Origin of the sequence: Streptomyces sp. NRRL S-1813 (assembly GCF_000719605.1) — a bacterium.
Lineage (GTDB): Bacteria > Actinomycetota > Actinomycetes > Streptomycetales > Streptomycetaceae > Streptomyces > Streptomyces decoyicus.
In genome coordinates, this window is sequence record NZ_JOHB01000016.1 from 61,028 (window position 1) to 80,738 (window position 19,711).

The 19,711-nt window shown below is 74.4% G+C and carries 16 protein-coding genes and 1 riboswitch; of the genes, 10 read left to right on the forward strand and 6 right to left on the reverse strand.

The annotated features are described in order from the left end of the window. Positions 1 to 316: 316 nt before the first annotated feature. The 3 genes from IF67_RS0122555 to IF67_RS0122565 form a co-directional block, all read right to left on the reverse strand. The gene (locus tag IF67_RS0122555; RefSeq protein ID WP_078889570.1) at positions 317 to 1,756 is read right to left on the reverse strand and encodes a hypothetical protein; all 1,440 of its coding nucleotides are present in this window, start codon (positions 1,754 to 1,756) and stop codon (positions 317 to 319) included. Between the two features lie 217 nt (positions 1,757 to 1,973). Then, the gene (locus IF67_RS0122560) at positions 1,974 to 3,101 is read right to left on the reverse strand and encodes an alpha/beta hydrolase (protein WP_030988399.1); all 1,128 of its coding nucleotides are present in this window, start codon (positions 3,099 to 3,101) and stop codon (positions 1,974 to 1,976) included. Between the two features lie 137 nt (positions 3,102 to 3,238). Next, positions 3,239 to 3,895, reverse strand: coding sequence for a class II aldolase/adducin family protein (locus tag IF67_RS0122565; RefSeq protein WP_030988401.1), 657 nt, complete (start codon positions 3,893 to 3,895; stop codon positions 3,239 to 3,241). Positions 3,896 to 4,284: 389 nt separating this feature from the next. On the opposite strand from IF67_RS0122565, the gene IF67_RS0122570 reads away from it, so the two are divergent. Both IF67_RS0122570 and IF67_RS0122575 read left to right on the forward strand, forming a co-directional pair. Beyond that, complete coding sequence (locus IF67_RS0122570) at positions 4,285 to 5,568, forward strand: inorganic phosphate transporter (protein ID WP_030988403.1); 1,284 nt, start codon at positions 4,285 to 4,287, stop codon at positions 5,566 to 5,568. Positions 5,569 to 5,591: 23 nt separating this feature from the next. Beyond that, entirely contained in the window at positions 5,592 to 5,828 is a 237-nt protein-coding gene (locus IF67_RS0122575) for a hypothetical protein (protein ID WP_030988406.1), read from the forward strand. Positions 5,829 to 5,892: 64 nt separating this feature from the next. Here the strand turns inward: IF67_RS0122575 and IF67_RS0122580 are convergent, their stop codons facing one another. From IF67_RS0122580 to IF67_RS0122590, 3 genes are read right to left on the reverse strand one after another with little or no spacing between them, the layout of a single operon-like run. After that, on the reverse strand, positions 5,893 to 7,290 hold the full coding sequence (locus IF67_RS0122580; RefSeq protein ID WP_030988408.1) for an extracellular solute-binding protein: 1,398 nt from the start codon (positions 7,288 to 7,290) through the stop codon (positions 5,893 to 5,895). Further along, on the reverse strand, positions 7,287 to 9,917 hold the full coding sequence (locus IF67_RS0122585; protein WP_030988410.1) for a VWA domain-containing protein: 2,631 nt from the start codon (positions 9,915 to 9,917) through the stop codon (positions 7,287 to 7,289). Before IF67_RS0122585 ends, IF67_RS0122580 begins: the two co-directional genes overlap by 4 nt. 5 nt (positions 9,918 to 9,922) lie before the next feature. Next, positions 9,923 to 10,366, reverse strand: a complete 444-nt coding sequence (locus IF67_RS0122590; protein WP_030988413.1) for a hypothetical protein — start codon at positions 10,364 to 10,366, stop codon at positions 9,923 to 9,925. Between the two features lie 202 nt (positions 10,367 to 10,568). Continuing rightward, positions 10,569 to 10,722: riboswitch (cobalamin riboswitch) on the forward strand. A 129-nt stretch (positions 10,723 to 10,851) separates the two neighbouring features. Here IF67_RS0122590 and IF67_RS0122595 point away from each other — a divergent pair. The 8 genes from IF67_RS0122595 (at position 10,852) to IF67_RS0122630 (ending at position 19,709) form a co-directional block, all read left to right on the forward strand. After that, on the forward strand, positions 10,852 to 11,919 hold the full coding sequence (locus IF67_RS0122595; RefSeq protein WP_030988416.1) for a cobalamin biosynthesis protein: 1,068 nt from the start codon (positions 10,852 to 10,854) through the stop codon (positions 11,917 to 11,919). A gap of 10 nt (positions 11,920 to 11,929) precedes the next feature. Further along, entirely contained in the window at positions 11,930 to 13,534 is a 1,605-nt protein-coding gene (locus IF67_RS0122600) for a cobyric acid synthase (protein ID WP_030988418.1), read from the forward strand. A 79-nt stretch (positions 13,535 to 13,613) separates the two neighbouring features. Continuing rightward, on the forward strand, positions 13,614 to 15,749 hold the full coding sequence (locus IF67_RS0122605) for a putative cobaltochelatase (protein WP_030988419.1): 2,136 nt from the start codon (positions 13,614 to 13,616) through the stop codon (positions 15,747 to 15,749). After that, on the forward strand, positions 15,749 to 16,345 hold the full coding sequence (cobO, locus tag IF67_RS0122610; protein WP_030085021.1) for a cob(I)yrinic acid a,c-diamide adenosyltransferase: 597 nt from the start codon (positions 15,749 to 15,751) through the stop codon (positions 16,343 to 16,345). The genes IF67_RS0122605 and cobO overlap by 1 nt, the downstream gene beginning before the upstream one ends. 16 nt (positions 16,346 to 16,361) lie before the next feature. Next, positions 16,362 to 17,759, forward strand: coding sequence for a cobyrinate a,c-diamide synthase (locus tag IF67_RS0122615; protein ID WP_030988421.1), 1,398 nt, complete (start codon positions 16,362 to 16,364; stop codon positions 17,757 to 17,759). Continuing rightward, entirely contained in the window at positions 17,756 to 18,214 is a 459-nt protein-coding gene (locus tag IF67_RS0122620) for a VOC family protein (RefSeq protein WP_051818449.1), read from the forward strand. Before IF67_RS0122615 ends, IF67_RS0122620 begins: the two co-directional genes overlap by 4 nt. Then, positions 18,211 to 18,810, forward strand: coding sequence for a cobalamin biosynthesis protein (locus tag IF67_RS0122625; protein WP_063754380.1), 600 nt, complete (start codon positions 18,211 to 18,213; stop codon positions 18,808 to 18,810). The genes IF67_RS0122620 and IF67_RS0122625 overlap by 4 nt, the downstream gene beginning before the upstream one ends. Continuing rightward, complete coding sequence (locus IF67_RS0122630) at positions 18,807 to 19,709, forward strand: sirohydrochlorin chelatase (protein WP_030988426.1); 903 nt, start codon at positions 18,807 to 18,809, stop codon at positions 19,707 to 19,709. Before IF67_RS0122625 ends, IF67_RS0122630 begins: the two co-directional genes overlap by 4 nt. Positions 19,710 to 19,711: the final 2 nt, after the last annotated feature.

Consider the following 19,711-nt stretch of genomic DNA (forward strand, 5'->3'; position numbering starts at 1 on the left):
AGACGGCGGATTGGACGGACGGTCCGAGAGCGGGCTGCGCCGTCTAATGAACCCAAGGGAGAACTGCCATGGGAGGCAGTCTAACGGCCCTGTGCAAATACTTTTCCGGGCGACGGCCGACGGCGCCCGGCCCCTGGGGTGCGCCGCGCGGCCGCCCGTTCACCGCATTCCGCGCCAGGGCGCACCGAGCTGCGGCGGGCGGGGCGAAGCGGTGGCGGACGCCGCACCGGACCTGCCGCGAGACTGTGAGGCAGGTCTCATGAGGACGCCGCGGTCCGCGCCGCGGGAAGGGTTTCCCCGCCGCCCGGCGCGACGCTCAGACGCCGCCCGTGTGGACCTGGAACGCCGCACGCCGGACGGCCTTGGCGAGCGCCGGATCGGGGTGGGCCGCGGCCAGCGCCACCAGCACCTGGACGGTACGGGGGTGTCCGATGGCGCGTACCTCCGCCAGGAGGCGCGGCACCGAGCCCTGGACCGCCGAATCGAGGTGCCGCACCAGCAGTTGGGTCTCGCCGTGGTCGGCGACGGCCGCCGCGGTGTCCACCCACAGCCAGGTCGACTCCTCGCGGGTGAGCACATCGGGCGCCGTCTCCGGGTCGCCGCCCTCGTGTTCGACCAGCCACAGCAGGGCGTACGGCCGCAGGCCCGGCTCGTCGGCCGCGGCCCGCACGGCGGGCTCGGCCGGGGCGCCGACCGCCCGCAGCGCCTCGAAGGCCAGGCCGCGCAGCAGCGCGTCCTCACCGCGGGCCACGGTCAGCAGCTCCTCGACGGCGGCGCCGACGGAGCGGGCGGCGAGCCAGGCGCGGTATTCGGCGCGGGCCGGGCCGGGGGTGAGCCGGGCGCAGCCGCGCAGCATCGCCTCCGCGGACTGTTCGATATGGCCGGCCGGGCCCTGCGCGGCGACACAGATCTGCTCCAGCTTGACCCACACCGACCAGTTGCCGAGCGGCGTCAGCTGCGCCTCGGACGCGTCATGGGCGGCCGCGTAGCCGCCGTCGTGCGCACCGTCCGGCGGCACCAGCGCGCCGACGGTCAGCAGCGCGTTCAGCGCCCAGCCCAGCAGTTCGGCCAGCGACGCCCCCGCGGCGTCGTCGGCCGCCACCGCGGCATCGTCCGTGCTGCCCGGGGCCGGGTCCTGGCCGTAGGGGACCTCGCAGCGTTCCGTCCGCAGCTCGGCGACGCGCTGGTCCAGCATGTCGAGCAGCTGCGGCAGCCGGACCGGGCCGGCCGACAGATGCAGCAGGGACAGCAACTGCGGCAGCGCCTCGACGACTTCGGCGACTATGGCGGGGCCGGCGCCGGGCGGTGCGGGGCGGGCCAGCGACCAGGCGTCGAAGAGCGCGACCCAGCCGCGCAGCACGGCCGTGTCGTCGCGGTCCCAGGCGCGCAGCCGCCAGCCGGGGCGGGCGAGGCCGTCATGGAGTTCGACGAGTCCGGCGAGCCGGGCCCGGTCCCAGTCGGCCCGGACCTGCTGCGGCGTCAGACCCAGGGCCTCGGCGGCACGTTCCGCCGCGGCCTTCGGCAGCGCCCCGTCCGGGCCGGCACGCAGGGCGGCACCGTCGGCCCAGCGGGCGAGGCGCGCCGCGCCGGCCAGTACGGCACGGGCCTGCCGGGCCAGTTCCGCGGGCGGCGGCGTGCCCTCGGGCGGGCGGGGCGCCGGACGCTTGGTCCGGGTTGTCACCGCCTGGCGGGCGGCCGCAACCGGTTGACGGGGGACGAGTCGGAGCCGGGAGTCGCGCGGGGTACGGGACGTCACAGGAGCAGTGTTGCCGCTGTCGGCCCGAAAGCCCAATCGGAACCCGGCTTGCGATCTTCCGGGGCCGCGCCACCTTGCCGACCCATCCCTGATGAGGGGAGTTGTCCCCCCGTATGGCCACGCGTCATCGGGGCGGCGGCTCCCGGCGGGACGGCAGCGGTCCGGTGGGCCCCGGTTACCGCCCTGCTTCCGGGCCGGGGCAGCCCCGGCCCGGAAGCTACATGAGCGGGGTGAGGAAGCGCCGCAGGGCCTCTTCGTAGCTCGGCGGATCGGCGTTCCACATCGCGGCGTGCGGTGCGTGCGGGACCGGTTGAAGAGTGATCAGGTCGGCGCGGCGGGCGGCGAGGGAGCGGGAGGCCGTCCAGGGGGCGATCATGTCGTCCGGGCCGTGGAAAAGCAGGATGGGGACGTTCAGCACGTCCGGGTCGACGGCGTCGGCGGGCCGGTCGAGGGGCACCCCCGTGGAGCCCTCCGCGGCGCGTACGACCAGCGGCAGCAGGGCGCGCGGGACGCGCCGGGCGGTGGCCAGCGCGCGGATGGTGGCGTTGCGGTCGAGGACCGGGGAGTCCAGGACCAGGCCGCTGATCCGGGCGCGCAGCGCGGAGTGGGCGGCGGCGCGCAGCGCCATGGTCGCGCCGGTGGACCAGCCGTGGAGGACGACGTCCTGGGCGCCGTAGCGGACCGCGTAGCGGATCGCCGCGTCCAGGTCGCGCCACTCGCTGTCGCCGAGGTGGCTGATGCCGTCGGCGGTGCGCGGGCCACCGATGTCGTTGCGGTAGCCCAGGTCGAGGACGGGCAGCTGGTGGCGGTGCAGGAACGGCATGAGCACCATGGGGTGTTCGCGGGTGGTGCCCAGCCCGTGTGCGGTGATGACCCAGGTGTCGCGTACGCCGGGGAGGAACCATGCCGGGAGGGTGTCGAGTTCACCGGGGATGTCGACGTCGGCGCAGTCGAGGCCGAGGGCGTCACGGGGGTTGCCGAGGTGCACCTGCGGGGTGAGTCGCATCCGGTTGCCCGGTTTGAGGATGCCGTGCGTGACCCGCACCAGGCGGCGTACGACCGCATCGGCGGGGTGCGGGACGCCGTGGATGACGTCGCCGATCACCGCATGGCAGCCGGAGCCGGTGAGCCCGTAGGTGCCGGGGCGCAGGGACGCCAGACTGCGGGTGAGGGCGATGCGCTCCTCGGTGGCGGAGTGCACGGTGAGACGGGAGTCGCCCGGGAAGGGGTCGTCGGGCGATGGTTTCAGGGCAATGTCGCTGGCGTACCGGCCGACCGCCACGGCGGCCGCCCCGGCACCGATCACGGTGGTGGCGGCCACGGCCGCCGCGGTAACCAGGCGCACCTCACCAGTGTGCGCAGCGGTGCCGGAGGCGGCCACTTGGCGCAGACGGGCGGGTGACCGGCGAGGCGGCGCCGGGGGCCGGGCCACCGCCCTGCGGGCGGACGACGGGGCTTTGCAGACAGGCCCTGGGCAGGCCGTCAGCCCTGCGGGCCGTAGCCGCGCAGCTGCGCGGCGGCCGCGTCGAGCTGACCGGCCGACAACAGGCTCGGCGTATGACCCGGTACGGAGCTCGCGGTGAGCCATACCCGGCACATCCACTCCAGCTGGGCGGTGCGGTCCAGTGCCTGGTCGAGGCTGTCGCCGCAGGTGAGGGTGCCGTGGTTCTGCAACAGGCAGCCGGTGCGGTCGCGGAGCGCGTCGAGCATGTGCGCGGCGAGCTCGTCGCTGCCGTACAGGGCATAGGGGGCGACCCGTACGGGGCCGCCGAGCGCCGCGGTCATGTAGTGGACCGGCGGGAGTTCGGGGACCAGGGTCGAGACGGCGGTGGCGTACGGGGCGTGGGTGTGGACGACGGCGGTGGCCGTGGTGCTGCGGTAGACCGCCAGATGCATCGGGAGTTCGCTGGTCGGCCGGAGCGTGCCGATGATCTGGCGTCCTTCGAGGTCGACCGCGGTGGTGTCGCCGGGCCCGAGCCGGTCGTAGGGGACGCCGCTGGGGGTGACCAGGACCAGGTCCTTGATGCGGCGTGACACATTGCCCGAAGTGCCGACGACCAGGCCGTCGGCGACGGTTCTGCGGGCGGTGGCGACCAGTTCGCCCCAGGCTTCGGCGAGGCGGTCGGCGTGGTCCTTCATGGGTCCTCCGGCGCGGTGCGGCGAAAAGCGGATGTGGTGCGCGACACCGTACGAGCGGGCCGGGGCACTGTACGCCGGGGGCCCTCCCGGCCGGTATCCGCCATTTAGGGCTATCTGCCCGATTACGAATGCTTGGCCGGAGTTGGGGCGTCGTGCGCCGCTCGTCCGCTAGCGTCGTCCAGGTACGGCGACGACAGCCGGGCCGCCTGTACGGGGCGCCGGCACAGCGTATGCAGTTGGCCAACGGGTGATGCGGGAGTGACGTCTGAGACGCCTCCGCGTGAACACTGCGGGGGTGTCACCACTGCGCCCGGCCCAGTTCACTTTCCGTTCACCCACTCTCCGTACGGTCCCAACGACACTGACCTTCGAACTGATTGCCTGGGTGAATGGAACACATCACGCTTCTCATCGGGATCGTGATCGTCACGGCCTTGGTGTTCGACTTTACGAACGGCTTCCACGACACGGCCAATGCAATGGCCACCACCATCTCCACCGGGGCCTTGCGACCCAAGACCGCGGTGGCGATGTCGGCAGGGCTCAACCTCGTCGGCGCGTTTCTGTCCGTGGAGGTGGCCAAGACCATCTCCGGGGGGATCATCGACGAGAGCGCCGGCATCAGACCTGAAGTGATCTTCGCCGGCCTGGTCGGCGCGATCGTCTGGAACCTGCTGACCTGGCTCGCGGGCCTCCCCTCCAGTTCCTCCCACGCTCTCTTCGGCGGTCTGATCGGCGCGACCCTGGTGTCCGTCGGCACCAACGGGGTGCACGGCGACGCCGTCGTGATGAAGGTGCTGATCCCGGCAGTGGCCGCCCCGGTCGTCGCGGGTCTGGCCGCGATGGCGGCGACCCGGCTCACCTACCGGCTGACCCGCAACCGCGACGAGGCGGACACCGCCAAGGGCTACCGCGCGGGGCAGATCGCCTCCGCCGCCCTGGTCTCCCTCGCCCACGGCACCAACGACGCCCAGAAGACGATGGGTGTGATCACGCTCGCGCTGATCACCGGCGGAGTGGTCGCCCCGCACGCCGACCCGCCGCTGTGGGTCATCGCCTCGGCCGGTCTCGCCATCGCGCTCGGTACGTACCTGGGCGGCTGGCGGATCATCCGCACGATGGGCAAGGGCATCACCGACATCCAGCCGCCGCAGGGCTTCGCCGCCCAGACCGGCGCCGCAGCCACCATCCTGGCCTCCTCCCACCTCGGTTTCGCGCTCTCCACCACCCAGGTCTGCTCCGGTTCCGTGATGGGCTCGGGCCTGGGCCGCAAGGGCGGCGTGGTGCGCTGGTCCACAGCCGGCCGGATGGTCCTCGCCTGGGGCCTGACGCTGCCGGCCGCGGGTGCGGTCGCGGCGGGCGCCGCGTTCCTCGCCGGCCAGGGCAACTGGGGCGTGGCGGCGGTGGCGATCCTCGCGCTGGGCATCTGCGGCGCGATCTGGGCCGCCTCCCGGCGCAAGCCGATCGACCACACCAACGTCAACGAAGGCCCGGCCGTGGAGCCGGCCGGCGTGGTGACCACCGCGCTGCGCAGTGTCTCCCCTCCCCCGGCAGGCCAGCCGGCCCCGGTGACCGACGCACCGGAAACCGCCGAGGTGCCGGCCCCGGCATCCGGCACCGAAACCTCCACGACATCCGCCCCGCGCGCCAAGGCCGCGACGGTCTCCCGCTAGCTGTCATCACCTGAAGGAACACCATGAGCATCGATTGGGCAGCTCTCGGCCAGGTCTTCGGCGTCACCCTCGTGGTGACGGTCGGGATCGTGGGCCTGTTCACCGTCGGCATCGTCGGCACGTCCCGCAAGCCGCAGCAGGAAGGCGGCGCGGTCGCGCTCGCCGTGCCGGCTGCGGGCGCGCGGGCCGGTGCGGTGGCCGCCTTCGCCCTGTGCGCGGCGGCCGTGACCTATGGCATCTATCTGATCGTCGCCGCCTGACCCGTCCAAAGACGGCAGCGGGCAACGACGACGGACCGGGCGAGGCGCCCGGCGGACCACGGCATCAGCCGTCCTCCGCCGGGCGCCTCGTCGCTGGTACGCCGCGTCCGCCGAGCGCGTCATCGGCCTCCCTGGCCAGCCGGTCGGCGATGGCCGTACCGCCGCGGCCGTTGAGGAAGGCGGACACCCCGAGCTGAACGACCTTGCTGAAGGTCTGGTAATGGGCACTGCGCGGACGGGGTTCGGCCGCCAGCAGCGCCTCGTGCAGGGTGCGGGTGTCGGGCCGCGGCTCCGGCTGCCCGGCGGCTCCGTGCTCGCCGCGCTCCGCGCCGCCCCGCGGCGGGCAGCGCGGCGCCTCGGCGCTCTCCCGGTACGCCGATTCGCGGGTCGCCGCGAACCCCCGCTCCAGCAGACAGCGCTCACTGCGCGGGCCGGTCAGCGCCTCGATCAGGGACCGGGCGCCGGCCGGCCGCTTGCTGCCGGCCGAGATGGCGAGATTCTGGCCGCCCAGTACGGACATCCGTTTGCCGTCGCTGCGGCGGGCCGGCAGCTGGGTGACGTCGAACTGCTCGCCGGGCGTGAGCTTCTCGGCGACCGACGCGTACTCGACCGGCCAGTTGCGCATGAACAGGGCGCGGCCGTCGGCGAACCAGCGGCGGCTCTCCGTCTCGTCCATCGCGGTGGCCTCGTGCGGCATGATCGAGTCGAGCCGGCCCTTCAGGTCGGTGACGCCCTGCTGGAGCGCGCCGACCTGCTCGTCCTTGGTGAAGCTGGTGGCGTCGGGGTCGCCGCCGTTGGCCCAGGCCGACTCCAGGGTGTTGACGGTCAGCCCTTCGTAGGGGCGCAGCTGGGCCACCATGCCGTACATCGTCGGGCGCTTCTTGCGGTGTCCGCCTGCCTCGTCGGCGGCCTTGCGGTTGTAGTCGTCCGCCACGTCCTGCGCCGTCTTCTCCAGCTCGTCCCAGTCGGACGGGACGGGACGGCCGAACTCCTTGAGGAGGTCCTTGCGGTAGTACAGCAGTCCGGCGTCGGTGTTGAAGGGCACTCCCCACACCTTGCCGCCGTACTCCACCGTCTTGGCCACGCTGTCGAGGAAGTCACCGTCCAGCTGGGTGTCCCAGGGACGGATGACGCCCGCCTCGGCGAACTCCGCGGTCCAGGCGACATCGAGGTTCAGCACGTCATAGCCGCCGTTGCCGGACTGGCCCGCCGCCAGCAGCTGGCTGCGCTGGCCGTCGGCGGTGTCCGGGAGCCTGACGATCCGCACCTCGCGGCCGTGCTCCTTCTCCCAGGCGTGGATCAGATCCTGACGGATGCCGGAGCTGCTGAGGTCGCTGCCGGTGGCAAGGACGATCGCGCCCTGCTCGGGGAGGGTCCGCTCCTCCCGCGTACAGCCGCCGGCCGCCGGCAGCAGTGCCAGACAGACCAGCGTGGCGGCCGCCCTGGTGCGCGGGGTGGTCATCGGTCCCCCTTCGTGGCCGTGCCGATGGAGGCGATCCGCCCGGCCAGGGTGTCGACGGCCTGCGGACCGCTGGGCACGCACTGGCCGTGGGAGGCGCCGGCCAGTTGCTGGAGGGCGAAGGTGTCACAGCCCGATCTGCCCATCGCCAGTGCCAGGATGGGCACGCGGGGCCCCTCCTTGACGAGTGCGCTCAGGGTGCGTTCCATGCCCGCCGCGCGCCCGGCGCCCGCCCCGTCGTCCTGGTCGAGGATGAGCACGATGGCCTTGTTGGTGGCCGAGGACGTCTTCATCTTCCGCACGGCGCGGGTCAGCGCCTCCTCCATCGCGGCGCCGTGGTCGACCAGTTCGCCGTCCGGGCTGCCCGCGATCCGGTCCAGCGCGGCCTTGCCCGGGGCGGGGTCGGCGCTGCCGAGCGGGACCAGCTCGCGTACCGCGTCACGGTCCTCGGGATGTGCGCGGTCCGGGAAGGTCCACAGGCCATAGGTGTGCCGTGCGCCGACCAGTTCCACGGCGCGTCCGGCCGCGCTCAGCGCGATCGGGAGCTTGCCGCCGTCCGCCATGGAGGTGGAGGCGTCCATGAGGATCAGCAGCTGGCTGGACCGCTGCGCCTTGTCGTAGCCGTCCAGGACCCGGGAGACCTGTTCCGGGGCCGCGGTGAAGGGGACCGTGGCGGCGAGGGGGCTGACGTCCGCGCGGCTGTCGAGCAGCGGTGACCCCTGCCGCGGGCCGCTCTCCCGCACCCCGCGGTAGCCCTGCGCGGTCAGGGTGCGCTGGCCGCCGTCCCGGGCGCGCAGCCACTGCGCGAAGCCCGCCACGGCGGCCTGCCGCGGGGTCGCGTCCGTGGCGCCCTGCCAGTCGACGCGGACCAGGGGGTGATCGAGCGCGGGGACGTTCGCGGGGTAGTAGGCGACGTAGCGGTCGCGCAGCGGCAGCGGGGCGTCCAGGGCCGGGCAACTTCCTGTGGCACGGCCCAGGTTGTAGTCGGCGAGGGACTTCTCCGACACCAGGGGCGCGGACCTGGTCCGGTCGACGGAGCCGGCGGCGTCGGTATCGGGCCGCAGCGAACACAGCAGTTCGGTGCTGCCCGCGTACTGGCTGCCCGGGGCGGCGAGCCGCTCCTCGGCGTGCCGGGCGAGGGTGAGGTCGGGCGCGCCCGTTGCGGTGCCCGAGCCGTCGTGGGCGAGGTAGAGGCCGATGGTGTGCAGCAGGCCGGTGCCGGACAGTACGGGGCTCGGCCGCAGGAGTTTGAGGTCGTGGTGGGTGCTGTCGGTTCCGGTGAGCAGCTCCTGCCAGGAGGCACCGGCCGGTTCGACGTCGTCCAGCCGCCGGCGCGCCGGGATGCCGACGACCAGGGGGGTGTAGGCGACCGGGGCGGCGTAGTGCAGGGTCGCGGGGGAGCCCGTGGCGGGCATACCGCGGCGGGCCCCGTAGTAGTCGGCGGTGGATTCCGGGATCCAGATGTCGGGCTGCGGTCCCGGCCGGTGGAGGGGGTCGATGCCCTGGTCGCCCGGCCGTCCCTTGCCGGTGCCGTGTGCCTCGCCCTGCCAGCGGTCGGCGGCCGCGAAGCCCTGGTCGACCTGGTCCTTGGCGGCGGAGTACACGGTGATCTGGGCGCGCCGGCAGCCGTCGGGGAGGTCGCCCTCGCCGCTGAGGGGCCGGGTGTTGGCCTGGGACATCTCGTAGTCGAAGGCCGCCTGGCGCAGGGCGGGTTCGGCCTCGGGGGCGGTGAGCAGCCGTAGTTCGAGGGCGGGTGGGCAGGGCGCCTCGCCGTCCGCGAGGTGGAGCAGGACGACGCCCGTGGTGGCCGGTACGAAGATGATCGCCAGGATCAGCAGGAGTCTGGGCCAGTGCCGGAAGTACGACTTCAGCCAGCGGCGTAAGCGGATCCGCAGCGGGGTCGGCGGGCGGTCCTCGGGAGTGGCGAAGGACAGGATGACGTCGTCGACGGTGTTCTGCTTCGCCGAGCGCGGTTCCCAGACATCGCCCATCGGCGTCCGTTCACCGGCCAGTTGTTCGCGCAGCGCCCGGACGAGGTCCTCGAAGGTGACGAACCGTTTGCCGGGGATGCCCCGTTCCAGGGTCTGCACCAGGGCGCGGGTGAAGACACTGCCCCCGGTGGGCTCCTCGCCGCTGAAGATACGGCGGTTGGGCTGCGCGGCCATCAGCAGCGAGGTGGGGTTGCGGCAGGAGTGGAAGGCCTCGCTCGCATTGCCGGCGTAACAGCACTCCAGGACGATCACGACCCGGTCGGCCCGCGCGTTGTCCAGATAGGACAGCACGGTGTCCTGCCAGGAGACGGTCTTGTGACGCCGTTCCGAGGCGCCGACCATCAGTTGCAGATTGCCGCCGTCGCGGCCCACCCGGCCGTGGCCGGAGAAGTACACCAGCAGCAGCCCGCGCGCCTCCTGGACGACGGTGTCCAGCGCCTGTTCCACCTCCCAGGGCTCCTGGGGCCGGCAGGTGACGACCTCGCCCTTGGTGAACAGATCGGTGCCGGGGGCGAGCAGGGCCCGCTCCAGTTCCCGGGCGTTGTCCTTCACCGCGGGGAGCGGGCGCAGCGTGCGGTAGTCGTCGACACAGATCAGCAGCGCCCGGTTGACCTTGCCCCGTGCGTCGTATTCGGACATCCGGCTCAGTCCCCGGCGGTGCGGCCGCTCCCGTCTGCCGGGCTGCCGGGATCGGGGTGTTCGGGGGCCACGGCGCCCGGACCCGCGTCGCCGAGCGCGCGCAGGTCCCCGTCGCCGCTCCCGACCGCGACGGTGGGCCGCTCGCCGGTGTCGCGTTCCTCCCGGCGCCGTCGCACCCACTCCTGAAGGGCGATGGTGAGACTTTTGGTCATCTCGGCGGCGACGGCGCCGACGATGACCAGGATCAGGTCGTCGACGCCGACGGCCATGTCACCGGGGCCGTCGTCGCCCTCGTCCTGCGGCCGCGGCCGCAGCAGCCAGTCGTGCCGGCGCCGGTCCAGCCACGGTTCGCGCTCCAGCCACGCCTTGAGGTCCTCGATGTCCTGGTCAGGATTGTTCGTGCCCGTGATCCTGATGCGGATCTCGTGGCGGTCAGCGCTCTGCGGCATCCCCCGGCCCCCTTCCGGCGGCCCCGTCGCCGCCGTGCACCAGATAGTGGCGTGAGATCAGGGGCGCGGGCAACCGTCTGTGACGTGGCTGCCACGCTGTGGCGTGCACCACAGCGCGTGCCACAGGGCAGCGTCGCAGGTCAAGGGTGAGTTGACGGGCATTCGCGGGGCGTGGTGGACTGCCGGAGCCATTCGGCGACAGATGAGGAAGTCCGGTGAGAATCCGGCGCGGTCCCGCCACTGTCACCGGGGAGCGTTCCTCCAACGAAGGTCACGGTCCGCCTTGCGTACGTCCGATGACGTACACCGGGACTGGAAGGCCGGAGGACTCGCCGATCCGGGGAGCCAGGAGACTCTTGTCGCCGTCACGTCGAGCCAGGGCGCGGACCCTGAGTGAGGACATACCGCCATGCCCGGCCGCCCTGCCAGATCTCCACTGCCCGCTGCCGCAGGGCCCCTTCGAGGCATGACGGACGTCTGATCCGATGCGCGGCGAACACGCGGGATATGCGTGCGGCGCGGCCCTCGGCTTTCTCGCCGACCTGATCGCGGCGGACCCCCGGCGCGGCCATCCGGTGGCCGCCTTCGGCCGGGCCGCGGGCGCCGTCGAGCGCCGGCTGTGGCGTGATCACCGCGGATACGGGGCGGCACATGCCGTGGTGTGTGCGGGCGGTGCCGCCGCCGGTGCCGCGCTGCTTCAGCGTGCCGTGCAGGGCGCTGCCGTTTCCCCGTCCCCCCTCCGCAACGGCGCCCGGGTCGCGCTGACCGCGGCGACGGTCTGGGCCGTGCTGGGCGGTACCTCGCTCGGCCGGGAGGCACGGGCCGTCGGCGGTGCGCTGACGGCGGGCGATCTGGACGTGGCGCGGGAGCGGCTGCCGCATCTGTGCGGGCGCGATCCGCAGGCGCTGGACGGGCCGCAGATGGCCCGTGCGGTGGTGGAGTCGGTCGCCGAGAACACCTCCGACGCGGTGGTGGGCGCCCTCGTCTGGGGCGCGCTGGGCGGGGTGCCCGGCCTGGTGGCGTTCCGGGCGGTGAACACCCTGGACGCGATGGTGGGGCACAAGTCGCCGCGCCACCTCCGCTTCGGCTGGGCCTCGGCCCGGCTCGACGATCTCGCCGGCTGGCCCGGCTCCCGGCTGACCGCCGCGCTGACCGTGCTCGCGGGCCCCGACCGGCGCGGTGCGCTGCGGGCCTGGCGGGCGGACGGCGGCGCGCACCCGAGCCCCAACGCGGGCCCGGTGGAGGCGTCGTTCGCGGGCGCGCTGGGCGTACGGCTGGGCGGCACGCTGGCGTACGGCGGGCGGGTGGAACACCGTCCGGTGCTCAACGAGGGGGCGCCGCCGGTCGCGGTGGCCGACATCGAACGGGCGGTGCGGCTCTCGCGCCGGGTGAGCGCGCTGGCGCTGGTGACGACGGTGGCCGCGCGGCTGGCGTTCGGCTCCGCGCGGCGGTCCCCGCTGCGTACCGGCCGCCCGTCCGCAGATGCAGTGACGCGCAGGGCCGCGGGTGCGGTGGCGCGTACGGTTCACGACAGCCGGGGTCCCGGCGCATGAGGAGGACCCGGTGAACGGGCGGTTCAAGGCATCCGGAGGGGCCGTCGGCGGTGGCCTGTTGGTGGCCGGTACGACGTCCGACGCCGGCAAGAGCGTGGTGACGGCGGGCATCTGCCGCTGGCTGGCCCGGCAGGGCGTCCGGGTGGCACCGTTCAAGGCGCAGAACATGTCGCTCAATTCGTTCGTCACGCGCGAGGCTGCGGAGATCGGACGGGCCCAGGCGATGCAGGCCGCCGCGGCGCGGGTGGAGCCGACCGCGCTGATGAATCCCGTACTGCTCAAGCCCGGCAGCGACCGCAGCAGCCAGGTGGTGCTGCTGGGGAAGCCGGTGGGTGAGCTCAGCGCCCGGGGGTACTTCGGGGGGGCCGGCGGGTCGTCCTCCGGGAAGACGCTGTATGCCGGGCGCCGGGAGGAGTTGCTCGGCACGGTCACCGACTGCCTCCAGGAGCTGCGGCGGACGTACGACGCGGTGATCTGCGAGGGCGCCGGCAGCCCCGCCGAGATCAATTTGCGGCGTACCGACATCGTGAACATGGGCCTGGCGCGGGCCGCCCGTATTCCGGTGATGGTGGTCGGTGACATCGACCGTGGCGGGGTGTTCGCCTCCTTCTTCGGCACCACCGCGCTGCTGTCCAAGGAGGACCAGGCGCTGGTCGCCGGGTATCTGGTCAACAAGTTCCGGGGCGATGTGACGCTGCTGGAGCCGGGGCTTGCGATGCTGCGCGGCCTCACCGGACGGCAGACGCTGGGGGTGCTGCCCTTCTCCCACGGTCTCGGCATCGACGAGGAGGACGGGATGGGGGTGTCGCTGCGCGGCGCGGTGCGCGAGAGCGTGGTGGCGCCGCCGCACGGCGCGGAGGTGCTCCGGGTGGCGGTCGCCGCCGTACCGCTGATGTCGAACTTCACGGACGTGGACGCGCTGGCCGCGGAACCGGGCGTGGTGGTGCGGTTCGTGGACCGGGCCGAGGAACTGGCCGACGCGGACCTGGTGGTGCTGCCGGGGACCCGGGGCACGGTCCGGGCGCTGGAGTGGCTGCGCGAGCGCGGGCTGGCGGACGCGGTGGCCCGGCGGGCCGCCGAGGGCCGCCCGGTGCTGGGCATCTGCGGCGGGTACCAGATGCTGGGCGAGCGCATCGAGGACGACATCGAGTCGAAGGCGGGCACGGTCGACGGGCTGGGGCTGCTGCCCGTACGGGTGCGGTTCGCGGCGGAGAAGACCCTGGCGCGGCCGGTCGGCGAGGCGCTGGGCGAGCCGGTGGCGGGCTACGAGATCCACCACGGGGTCGCCGAAGTGACCGGCGGGGACGAGGAGTTCATCTCCGATGGCCGGGGACGCAGCCTGGACGGCTGCCGGGCCGGCTCCGTATGGGGCACGCACTGGCACGGCTCGCTGGAGAGCGACAGCTTCCGGCGGGCCTTCCTGCGGCGGGTCGCGGCGGACGCGGGCCGGGCGTTCGTACCCGCCCCCGACACCAGCTTCGCCACCCTGCGCGAGGAGCAGCTGGACCGGCTGGGCGATCTGATCGAGGAGCACGCGGACACCGCCGCGCTGCTCCGGCTGATCGAGGAGGGGGTGCCGGAGGGGCTGCCGTTCGTGCCTCCGGGAGCGCCATGACGGGTACGCACTGGAGGACCGCGACGGACGCAGAAGACGCAGCAGAGCAGCCGGCCGACGACCTGGAGGACGACACAGCATGACAACCGCTCACAACACCACCCCGCAGTACCCCTTCACCGCGGTGGTCGGGATGGACGATCTGCGGCTGGCGCTGCTGCTGAACGCGGTCAGCCCCGCGGTGGGCGGTGTACTGGTCCGCGGCGAGAAGGGCACCGCCAAGAGCACCGCCGTGCGGGCGCTGTCGGCGCTGATGCCGCATGTGGACGTGGTCGGCGGCTGCCGCTTCGCCTGTGCCCCCGACGCGCCCGACCCCGGCTGCCCCGACGGGCCGCACGAGACGGGTGCCGTCGAGGACCGCCCGACGCGGATGGTCGAACTCCCCGTCGGTGCCTCCGAGGACCGGCTGGTCGGCGCGCTGGACATCGAGCGGGCGCTGTCGGAGGGCGTGAAGGCCTTCGAGCCGGGCCTGCTGGCGGATGCGCACCGCGGCATCCTGTACGTCGACGAGGTCAACCTCCTCCACGACCACCTGGTGGACCTGCTGCTGGACGCGGCCGCCATGGGCGCCTCGTACGTGGAGCGCGAGGGCGTGTCCGTACGGCATGCGGCCCGGTTCCTGCTCGTCGGCACCATGAACCCCGAAGAGGGCGAGCTGCGGCCGCAGTTGCTGGACCGGTTCGGGCTCACCGTCGAGGTCGCCGCCTCGCGCGAGCCCGACCAGCGGGTGTCGGTGGTCCGGCGCCGGCTGGCGTACGACGCCGATCCGGCGGGCTTCGCGGCACGCTGGGCGGCCGAGGAGGACGAGCTGCGCCACCGCATCGCCGCGGCACGGGAGTTGCTGCCGGGCGTGACCCTGGGGGACGCGGCGCTGCGGCAGATCGCGGCGACCTGCGCGGCGTTCGAGGTGGACGGGATGCGCGCGGACATCGTGATGGCCCGTACCGCCACGGCGCTGGCCGCATGGGCCGGGCGGACGGACGTCCTGGAGGAGGACGTGCGGCAGGCGGCGCTGCTGGCGCTGCCGCACCGCCGGCGCCGTAACCCCTTCGACGCGCCCGGCCTGGACGAGGACAAGCTCGACCGCACGCTGGAGGAGTTCGGCGGGGCGGACGAGGCCACGGACGGCGAGGACGATCCGGACCCGGACGGGCCGGACGGCGGCCCCGGCGGGGGCGGTCCGGACGGTGGCGGACAGCCGCCGCAGGAAGGCGGGCCGGAGGAGTCTCCCCGGACGGAGAGCCCCGAACTCCCGCACCAGCAGGAGCGGGAGGCTCCCCAGGCCCCCGACGGCCCCGAGGCGCCGGAGACCCCCGAGCGGCAGGAGCAGCCGGCCGCTCCCGAGCAGTCCCAGGAGGGTGCCCCGGGCGCGGGCGGCCAGAAGGCGGCGGTCGGCGCCACCGAGCCGTTCCGTACCCGGCGGCTGGATGTGCCGGGCCTGGGCGAGGGCGCGGACGGCCGCAGGTCGCGGGCGCGGACCGCGCACGGCCGGACGACCGGTGCCCGGCGTCCGCACGGCGCCCTGGGCAAGCTGCACCTGGCCGCGACCGTGCAGGCCGCGGCGCCGCACCAGCGGGCGCGCGGCCGCAGCGGCCGGGGGCTGGTGGTGCGCCGGGACGATCTGCGCGAGGCGGTACGCGAGGGGCGGGAGGGCAATCTGGTCCTGTTCGTCGTGGACGCGTCCGGTTCGATGGCGGCGCGGAAGCGGATGAGCGCGGTCAAGGGCGCGGTGCTCTCACTGCTGCTGGACGCCTACCAGCGGCGCGACAAGATCGGCATGATCACCTTCCGTGGCGCCGGCGCCGAGCTGGCACTGCCCCCGACGTCCTCGGTCGAGGCGGGTGCGGCACGGCTGGAGCAGCTGCCGACGGGCGGCCGTACGCCGCTGTCGGAGGGGCTGCTGAGGGCCCATGAGGTGCTGCGGGTCGAGCGGATGCGGGATGCCTCGCGGCGGCCGCTGCTGGTGGTCGTCACCGACGGACGGGCCACCGGCGGCCCGGAGCCCGTCGGACGGGCCGCCCGCGCGGCCCGTCTGCTGGCCGGTGAGGGCACCGCTTCGGTGGTCGTGGACTGTGAGGCCGGTCCGGTGCGGCTGGGCCTCGCCGGCGAGCTGGCCCGTGAGCTCCAGGGCACCGCGATCACCCTCGACGAACTGCGCGCGGACAGCGTCTCCGCGCTCGTACGGACCGTGCAAGGCAACAGGAAGGCCGCGTAATGCCGCAGGGACAGCCGTCCGTCGTACCGAACGACGGGCTCACCACCCGCCAGCGCCGCAACCGCCCGCTGGTGTTCGTCCACACCGGCCAGGGCAAGGGCAAGTCCACCGCCGCCTTCGGGCTGGCGCTGCGCGCCTGGAACCAGGGCTGGCCGGTCGGGGTGTTCCAGTTCGTGAAGTCGGCGAAGTGGAAGGTCGGCGAGGAACGGGCGCTGAAGGTGCTCGGTGACTCCGGCGAGGGCGGCACGGTCGCCTGGCACAAGATGGGCGAGGGCTGGTCCTGGGTGCAGCGCGACATCTCCTCCAGCGAGGAGGCGGCGCGCGAGGGCTGGGAGCAGGTCAAGCGGGATCTGGCGGCGGAGACGTACAAGCTGCTGGTGCTGGACGAGTTCGCCTACCCGCTGAAGTGGGGCTGGATCGACACCGAGGAGGTGGTGGCGGCGCTGCGCGACCGTCCCGGTACGCAGCATGTCGTCATCACCGGGCGGGGCGCCCCCGAACCGCTGCTGGAGTTCGCCGATCTGGTGACGGACATGACCAAGGTCAAGCACCCGATGGACGAGGGCCAGAAGGGCCAGCGGGGCATCGAATGGTGACGAGAGGGTGCGCGGCATGAGCAGTGGCTCGATCCCCCGGCTGGTGATCGCCGCCCCGTCGTCGGGCGCGGGGAAGACGACGGTGGCCACCGGCCTGATGGCGGCGTTCGCCGAGGCCGGGCTGGTGGTGTCGCCGCACAAGGTGGGACCCGATTACATCGATCCGGGCTATCACTCCCTGGCCACCGGCCGTCCCGGCCGCAATCTGGACGCCTATCTGTGCGGGCCCGACCGGATCGCGCCGCTGTTCCTGCACGGTGCGGCGGGCGCCGATCTCGCGCTCGTCGAGGGCGTGATGGGGCTGTTCGACGGGGCGTCCGGGATGGGCGAACTGTCCTCGACGGCCCAGGTGGCCAAGCTGCTGCGGGCACCGGTGGTGCTGGTGGTGGACGCGTCCTCGCAGTCCCGGTCGGTGGCCGCGCTGGTGCACGGTTTCGCCTCCTGGGATCCGGAAGTACGGCTGGCCGGGGTGATCCTCAACAAGGTCGGCTCGGACCGTCACGAGGAGCTGCTGCGGGAGGCGATGGACTCCTCCGGTGTGCCGGTGCTGGGCGCGCTGCGCCGGGACGGGCGGGCCGGTACGCCCTCCCGTCACCTGGGCCTGGTGCCGGTCGCCGAGCGGCGGGCCGAGGCCGTGGAGTCGGTGGGCGAACTCGCCGCGCGGGTCCGCGCGGGATGCGATCTCCAGGCCCTGCTGGCGCTGGCGCATACGGTGCCGGAGCTGCCGGACGCGGCCTGGGACCCGGCGGCGGAGCTGGCCCCGGCCGACGGGGCGGCCGCCCCGGAGAAGCCGCTGATCGCCGTCGCGGGCGGTGCCGCGTTCACCTTCTCGTACGCCGAGCACGCCGAGCTGCTGGCCGCGGCGGGTGCCGAGGTGGCCCCCTTCGACCCGCTGCGCGACGAACAACTGCCGCCCGGCACCCAGGGGCTGGTGATCGGCGGCGGCTTCCCGGAGATGTACGCCCCGGACCTGTCGGCGAACGCGCCGCTGCGCGCGGAGGTGGCCGCCCTGGCCGCCTCCGGGGCGCCGGTCTCCGCCGAATGCGCCGGACTGCTCTACCTGTCCCGGTCGCTCGACGGGAAGCCGATGTGCGGGGTGCTGCCCGCCGAGTCCCGGATGACCGAACGGCTCACCCTCGGCTACCGCGAGGCGGTGGCCCTGCGGGACAACGCGCTGGCGGCGGCCGGCACCCGGGTGCGGGGCCATGAGTTCCACCGCACGGTGCTGGAGCCGGGCGCGGGCGCGGACCCGGCGTGGGGGCTGACGCACCCGGAGCGGCGGCTGGAGGGCTTTGTCAGCGGCGGGGTGCATGCCTCGTATCTGCATGTGCACTGGGCCGCCGAGCCGTCGCTGGCCGGGCGTCTGGTGGCGAGCGCGGCGCAGGCCGCACCGGCCGGGAGCACCGTCCGGTGACCCGCGGGAGCGGCAGCGAGGAGACCGGGTCCCCGGAGGCCGGGTCCCCGCAGCTGGTCACCTGGGCGGTCCGGGTCACCGGCATCGCGGCCCGGGGGGCCGCGGCGCGGGCGCACGGCCACGACCCCGGCACCCCCGTCGCCATGTCCCGGCGCACCCCCGACGGCGGCCGTCTCGCCTGGCAGCTGACCCCGCCGGGGACGGGCGCGGGCCCGGCCCCGTTCCTGCTCGACCGGGGCGATACCCCGCACCCGTCCGGCAGCGCCCTCCCGGTGCTGCCGCTGGTCTCACTCACCGCTTCGCACCCCGACCCGGGGGCGGCCCGCGCCGAGCTGGCGGCGCTCGGCGTCCGGTGGCCGGGTGAGCCGGTCACGGCCGGGCCCACCGGGCTCCCCGCCTTCCTGGCGGGCCGGCACGGCCGGGTCGCCTTCGGCCGGGGAGCCGTCGCGGTATGAGACGCCGGGCGGCCGAGGAGGCCGGCGACCCGTCCGCGCCGCTGGTCGCCGGCGTGGGGGCGCGCCGTGGCGTCCCGGTGTCCGAGGTGCTGGAGCTGGTCACGGCCGCCTGCGCGGCGGCGGGATATGCCTCCTCGCGGGTCGTCGCGCTGGCGACGGTGGCGGCGAAGGCGGCGGAGCCGGGGCTGACCGGCGCGGCGCGGGAGCTGGGGGTGCCGTTGCGGTCGTTCCCTGCGGAGGCGCTGGCGGCCGTACGGGTACCGGAGCCGTCCGCGGCCGCGGCGGGGGCCGTCGGGACGCCGAGCGTGGCCGAGGCGGCCGCCCTGCTGGCCGCGGGGCCGGGTGCCGCACTGGTCGCCGGCAAGCGGAAGTCACCGCCGCCGGCCCGGGCGACCTGTGCGCTCGCCGGGCCGGCAGTAACAGACTCCGGTGCCCTTACCGCTGGTAGGGAGGGAGCGGCCGCCCTGCCCTGTACGGGGGCGGTTATCGTCATGACCTCCCCCAACCCGCCCCGCCGTGGCCCGGATCGGCGGACGGGGGTCGTCGGCGACCCGGCGCCCGAGAGCGCAACCACCGGTACCAAGGAGACCCAGTGACCACCTCTCCCGCATTGCTCATCGCCGGTCACGGCACCCGTGACGAAGGCGGGGCCGAGGCTCTGCGCGCGCTGGTGCGTGTGCTCGGCGAACGCCACCCCGACGTGCCCGTCGCCGGCGGCTTCTTCGGTGTGCCGGCCTCTCCGCTGCCGCTGGGCGACGCCGTGGACGGGCTCGTCGAGCGGGGCGCCACCCGGCTCGCCGTCATACCGCTGCTGCTGGCCCCGACCGGGCCGGTACCTGAAGCGCTGCCCGTGGCCCTGGAGCGGGCGGCGGAGCGCCACCCCGGGCTCGGCTATGCCTGCGGCGCCGAGCTGGGGCCGCACCCCAAGGTGCTCGACGTGCTGGAGCGGCGGCTGGACGAGGCGCTGGCCGCCGGCGCCCGCAGGCCCGAGGACCGGGCCCGCACCACCGTGCTGCTGGTGGGGCGCGGCGCGGCCGATCCGTACGCCAACGCCGAGGTGGCGCGCGCCGCGCGGCTGCTGTGGGAGGGGCGCGGGTTCGCGGGCGTGGAGACCGCGTTCGTCTCGCAGGCGGCGCCCGATGTGCCGACCGGCCTGGACCGGTGCCTGGCGCTGGCGGCGGGGGCCCGCGGGCCGGCCAGGATCGTGGTCCTGCCCTACTTCCTCTTCCCCGGCGACCTGCTGGAGCGGCTGCACATGCAGGCCGAGGGCTGGGCCGCGGCGCACCCCGGCACGGAGGTGTTCGGCGCGGAGGCGATCGGCCCCGCGGCCGAGGTGGCCGCGGTGGTGATGGAGCGCTACCACGCGACGGTGGCGGGCGATCCGCTGCTGAGCGGTGGGCCGTGCGGTGACCGGGCGGCGGCGGAGGACGCCCGGGAGACGGACGGCGCACCGGAGCGGAGCGCTCCGCTGTCCACGGACAGCGGGGAGCGGTGAGC

What these genes read in the sequence shown, in the direction of transcription:
- IF67_RS0122595 (WP_030988416.1), top strand. Translation starts at nt 10,852, where the DNA reads ATGCGCGGCGAACACGCGGGATATGCGTGCGGCGCGGCCCTCGGCTTT.
- IF67_RS0122570 (WP_030988403.1), top strand. Translation starts at nt 4,285, where the DNA reads ATGGAACACATCACGCTTCTCATCGGGATCGTGATCGTCACGGCCTTG.
- IF67_RS0122575 (WP_030988406.1), top strand. Translation starts at nt 5,592, where the DNA reads ATGAGCATCGATTGGGCAGCTCTCGGCCAGGTCTTCGGCGTCACCCTC.
- cobO (WP_030085021.1), top strand. Translation starts at nt 15,749, where the DNA reads ATGCCGCAGGGACAGCCGTCCGTCGTACCGAACGACGGGCTCACCACC.
- IF67_RS0122590 (WP_030988413.1), bottom strand. Translation starts at nt 10,366, where the DNA reads ATGCCGCAGAGCGCTGACCGCCACGAGATCCGCATCAGGATCACGGGC.
- IF67_RS0122605 (WP_030988419.1), top strand. Translation starts at nt 13,614, where the DNA reads ATGACAACCGCTCACAACACCACCCCGCAGTACCCCTTCACCGCGGTG.
- IF67_RS0122615 (WP_030988421.1), top strand. Translation starts at nt 16,362, where the DNA reads ATGAGCAGTGGCTCGATCCCCCGGCTGGTGATCGCCGCCCCGTCGTCG.
- IF67_RS0122565 (WP_030988401.1), bottom strand. Translation starts at nt 3,895, where the DNA reads ATGAAGGACCACGCCGACCGCCTCGCCGAAGCCTGGGGCGAACTGGTC.
- IF67_RS0122585 (WP_030988410.1), bottom strand. Translation starts at nt 9,917, where the DNA reads ATGTCCGAATACGACGCACGGGGCAAGGTCAACCGGGCGCTGCTGATC.
- IF67_RS0122625 (WP_063754380.1), top strand. Translation starts at nt 18,211, where the DNA reads ATGAGACGCCGGGCGGCCGAGGAGGCCGGCGACCCGTCCGCGCCGCTG.
- IF67_RS0122580 (WP_030988408.1), bottom strand. Translation starts at nt 7,290, where the DNA reads ATGACCACCCCGCGCACCAGGGCGGCCGCCACGCTGGTCTGTCTGGCA.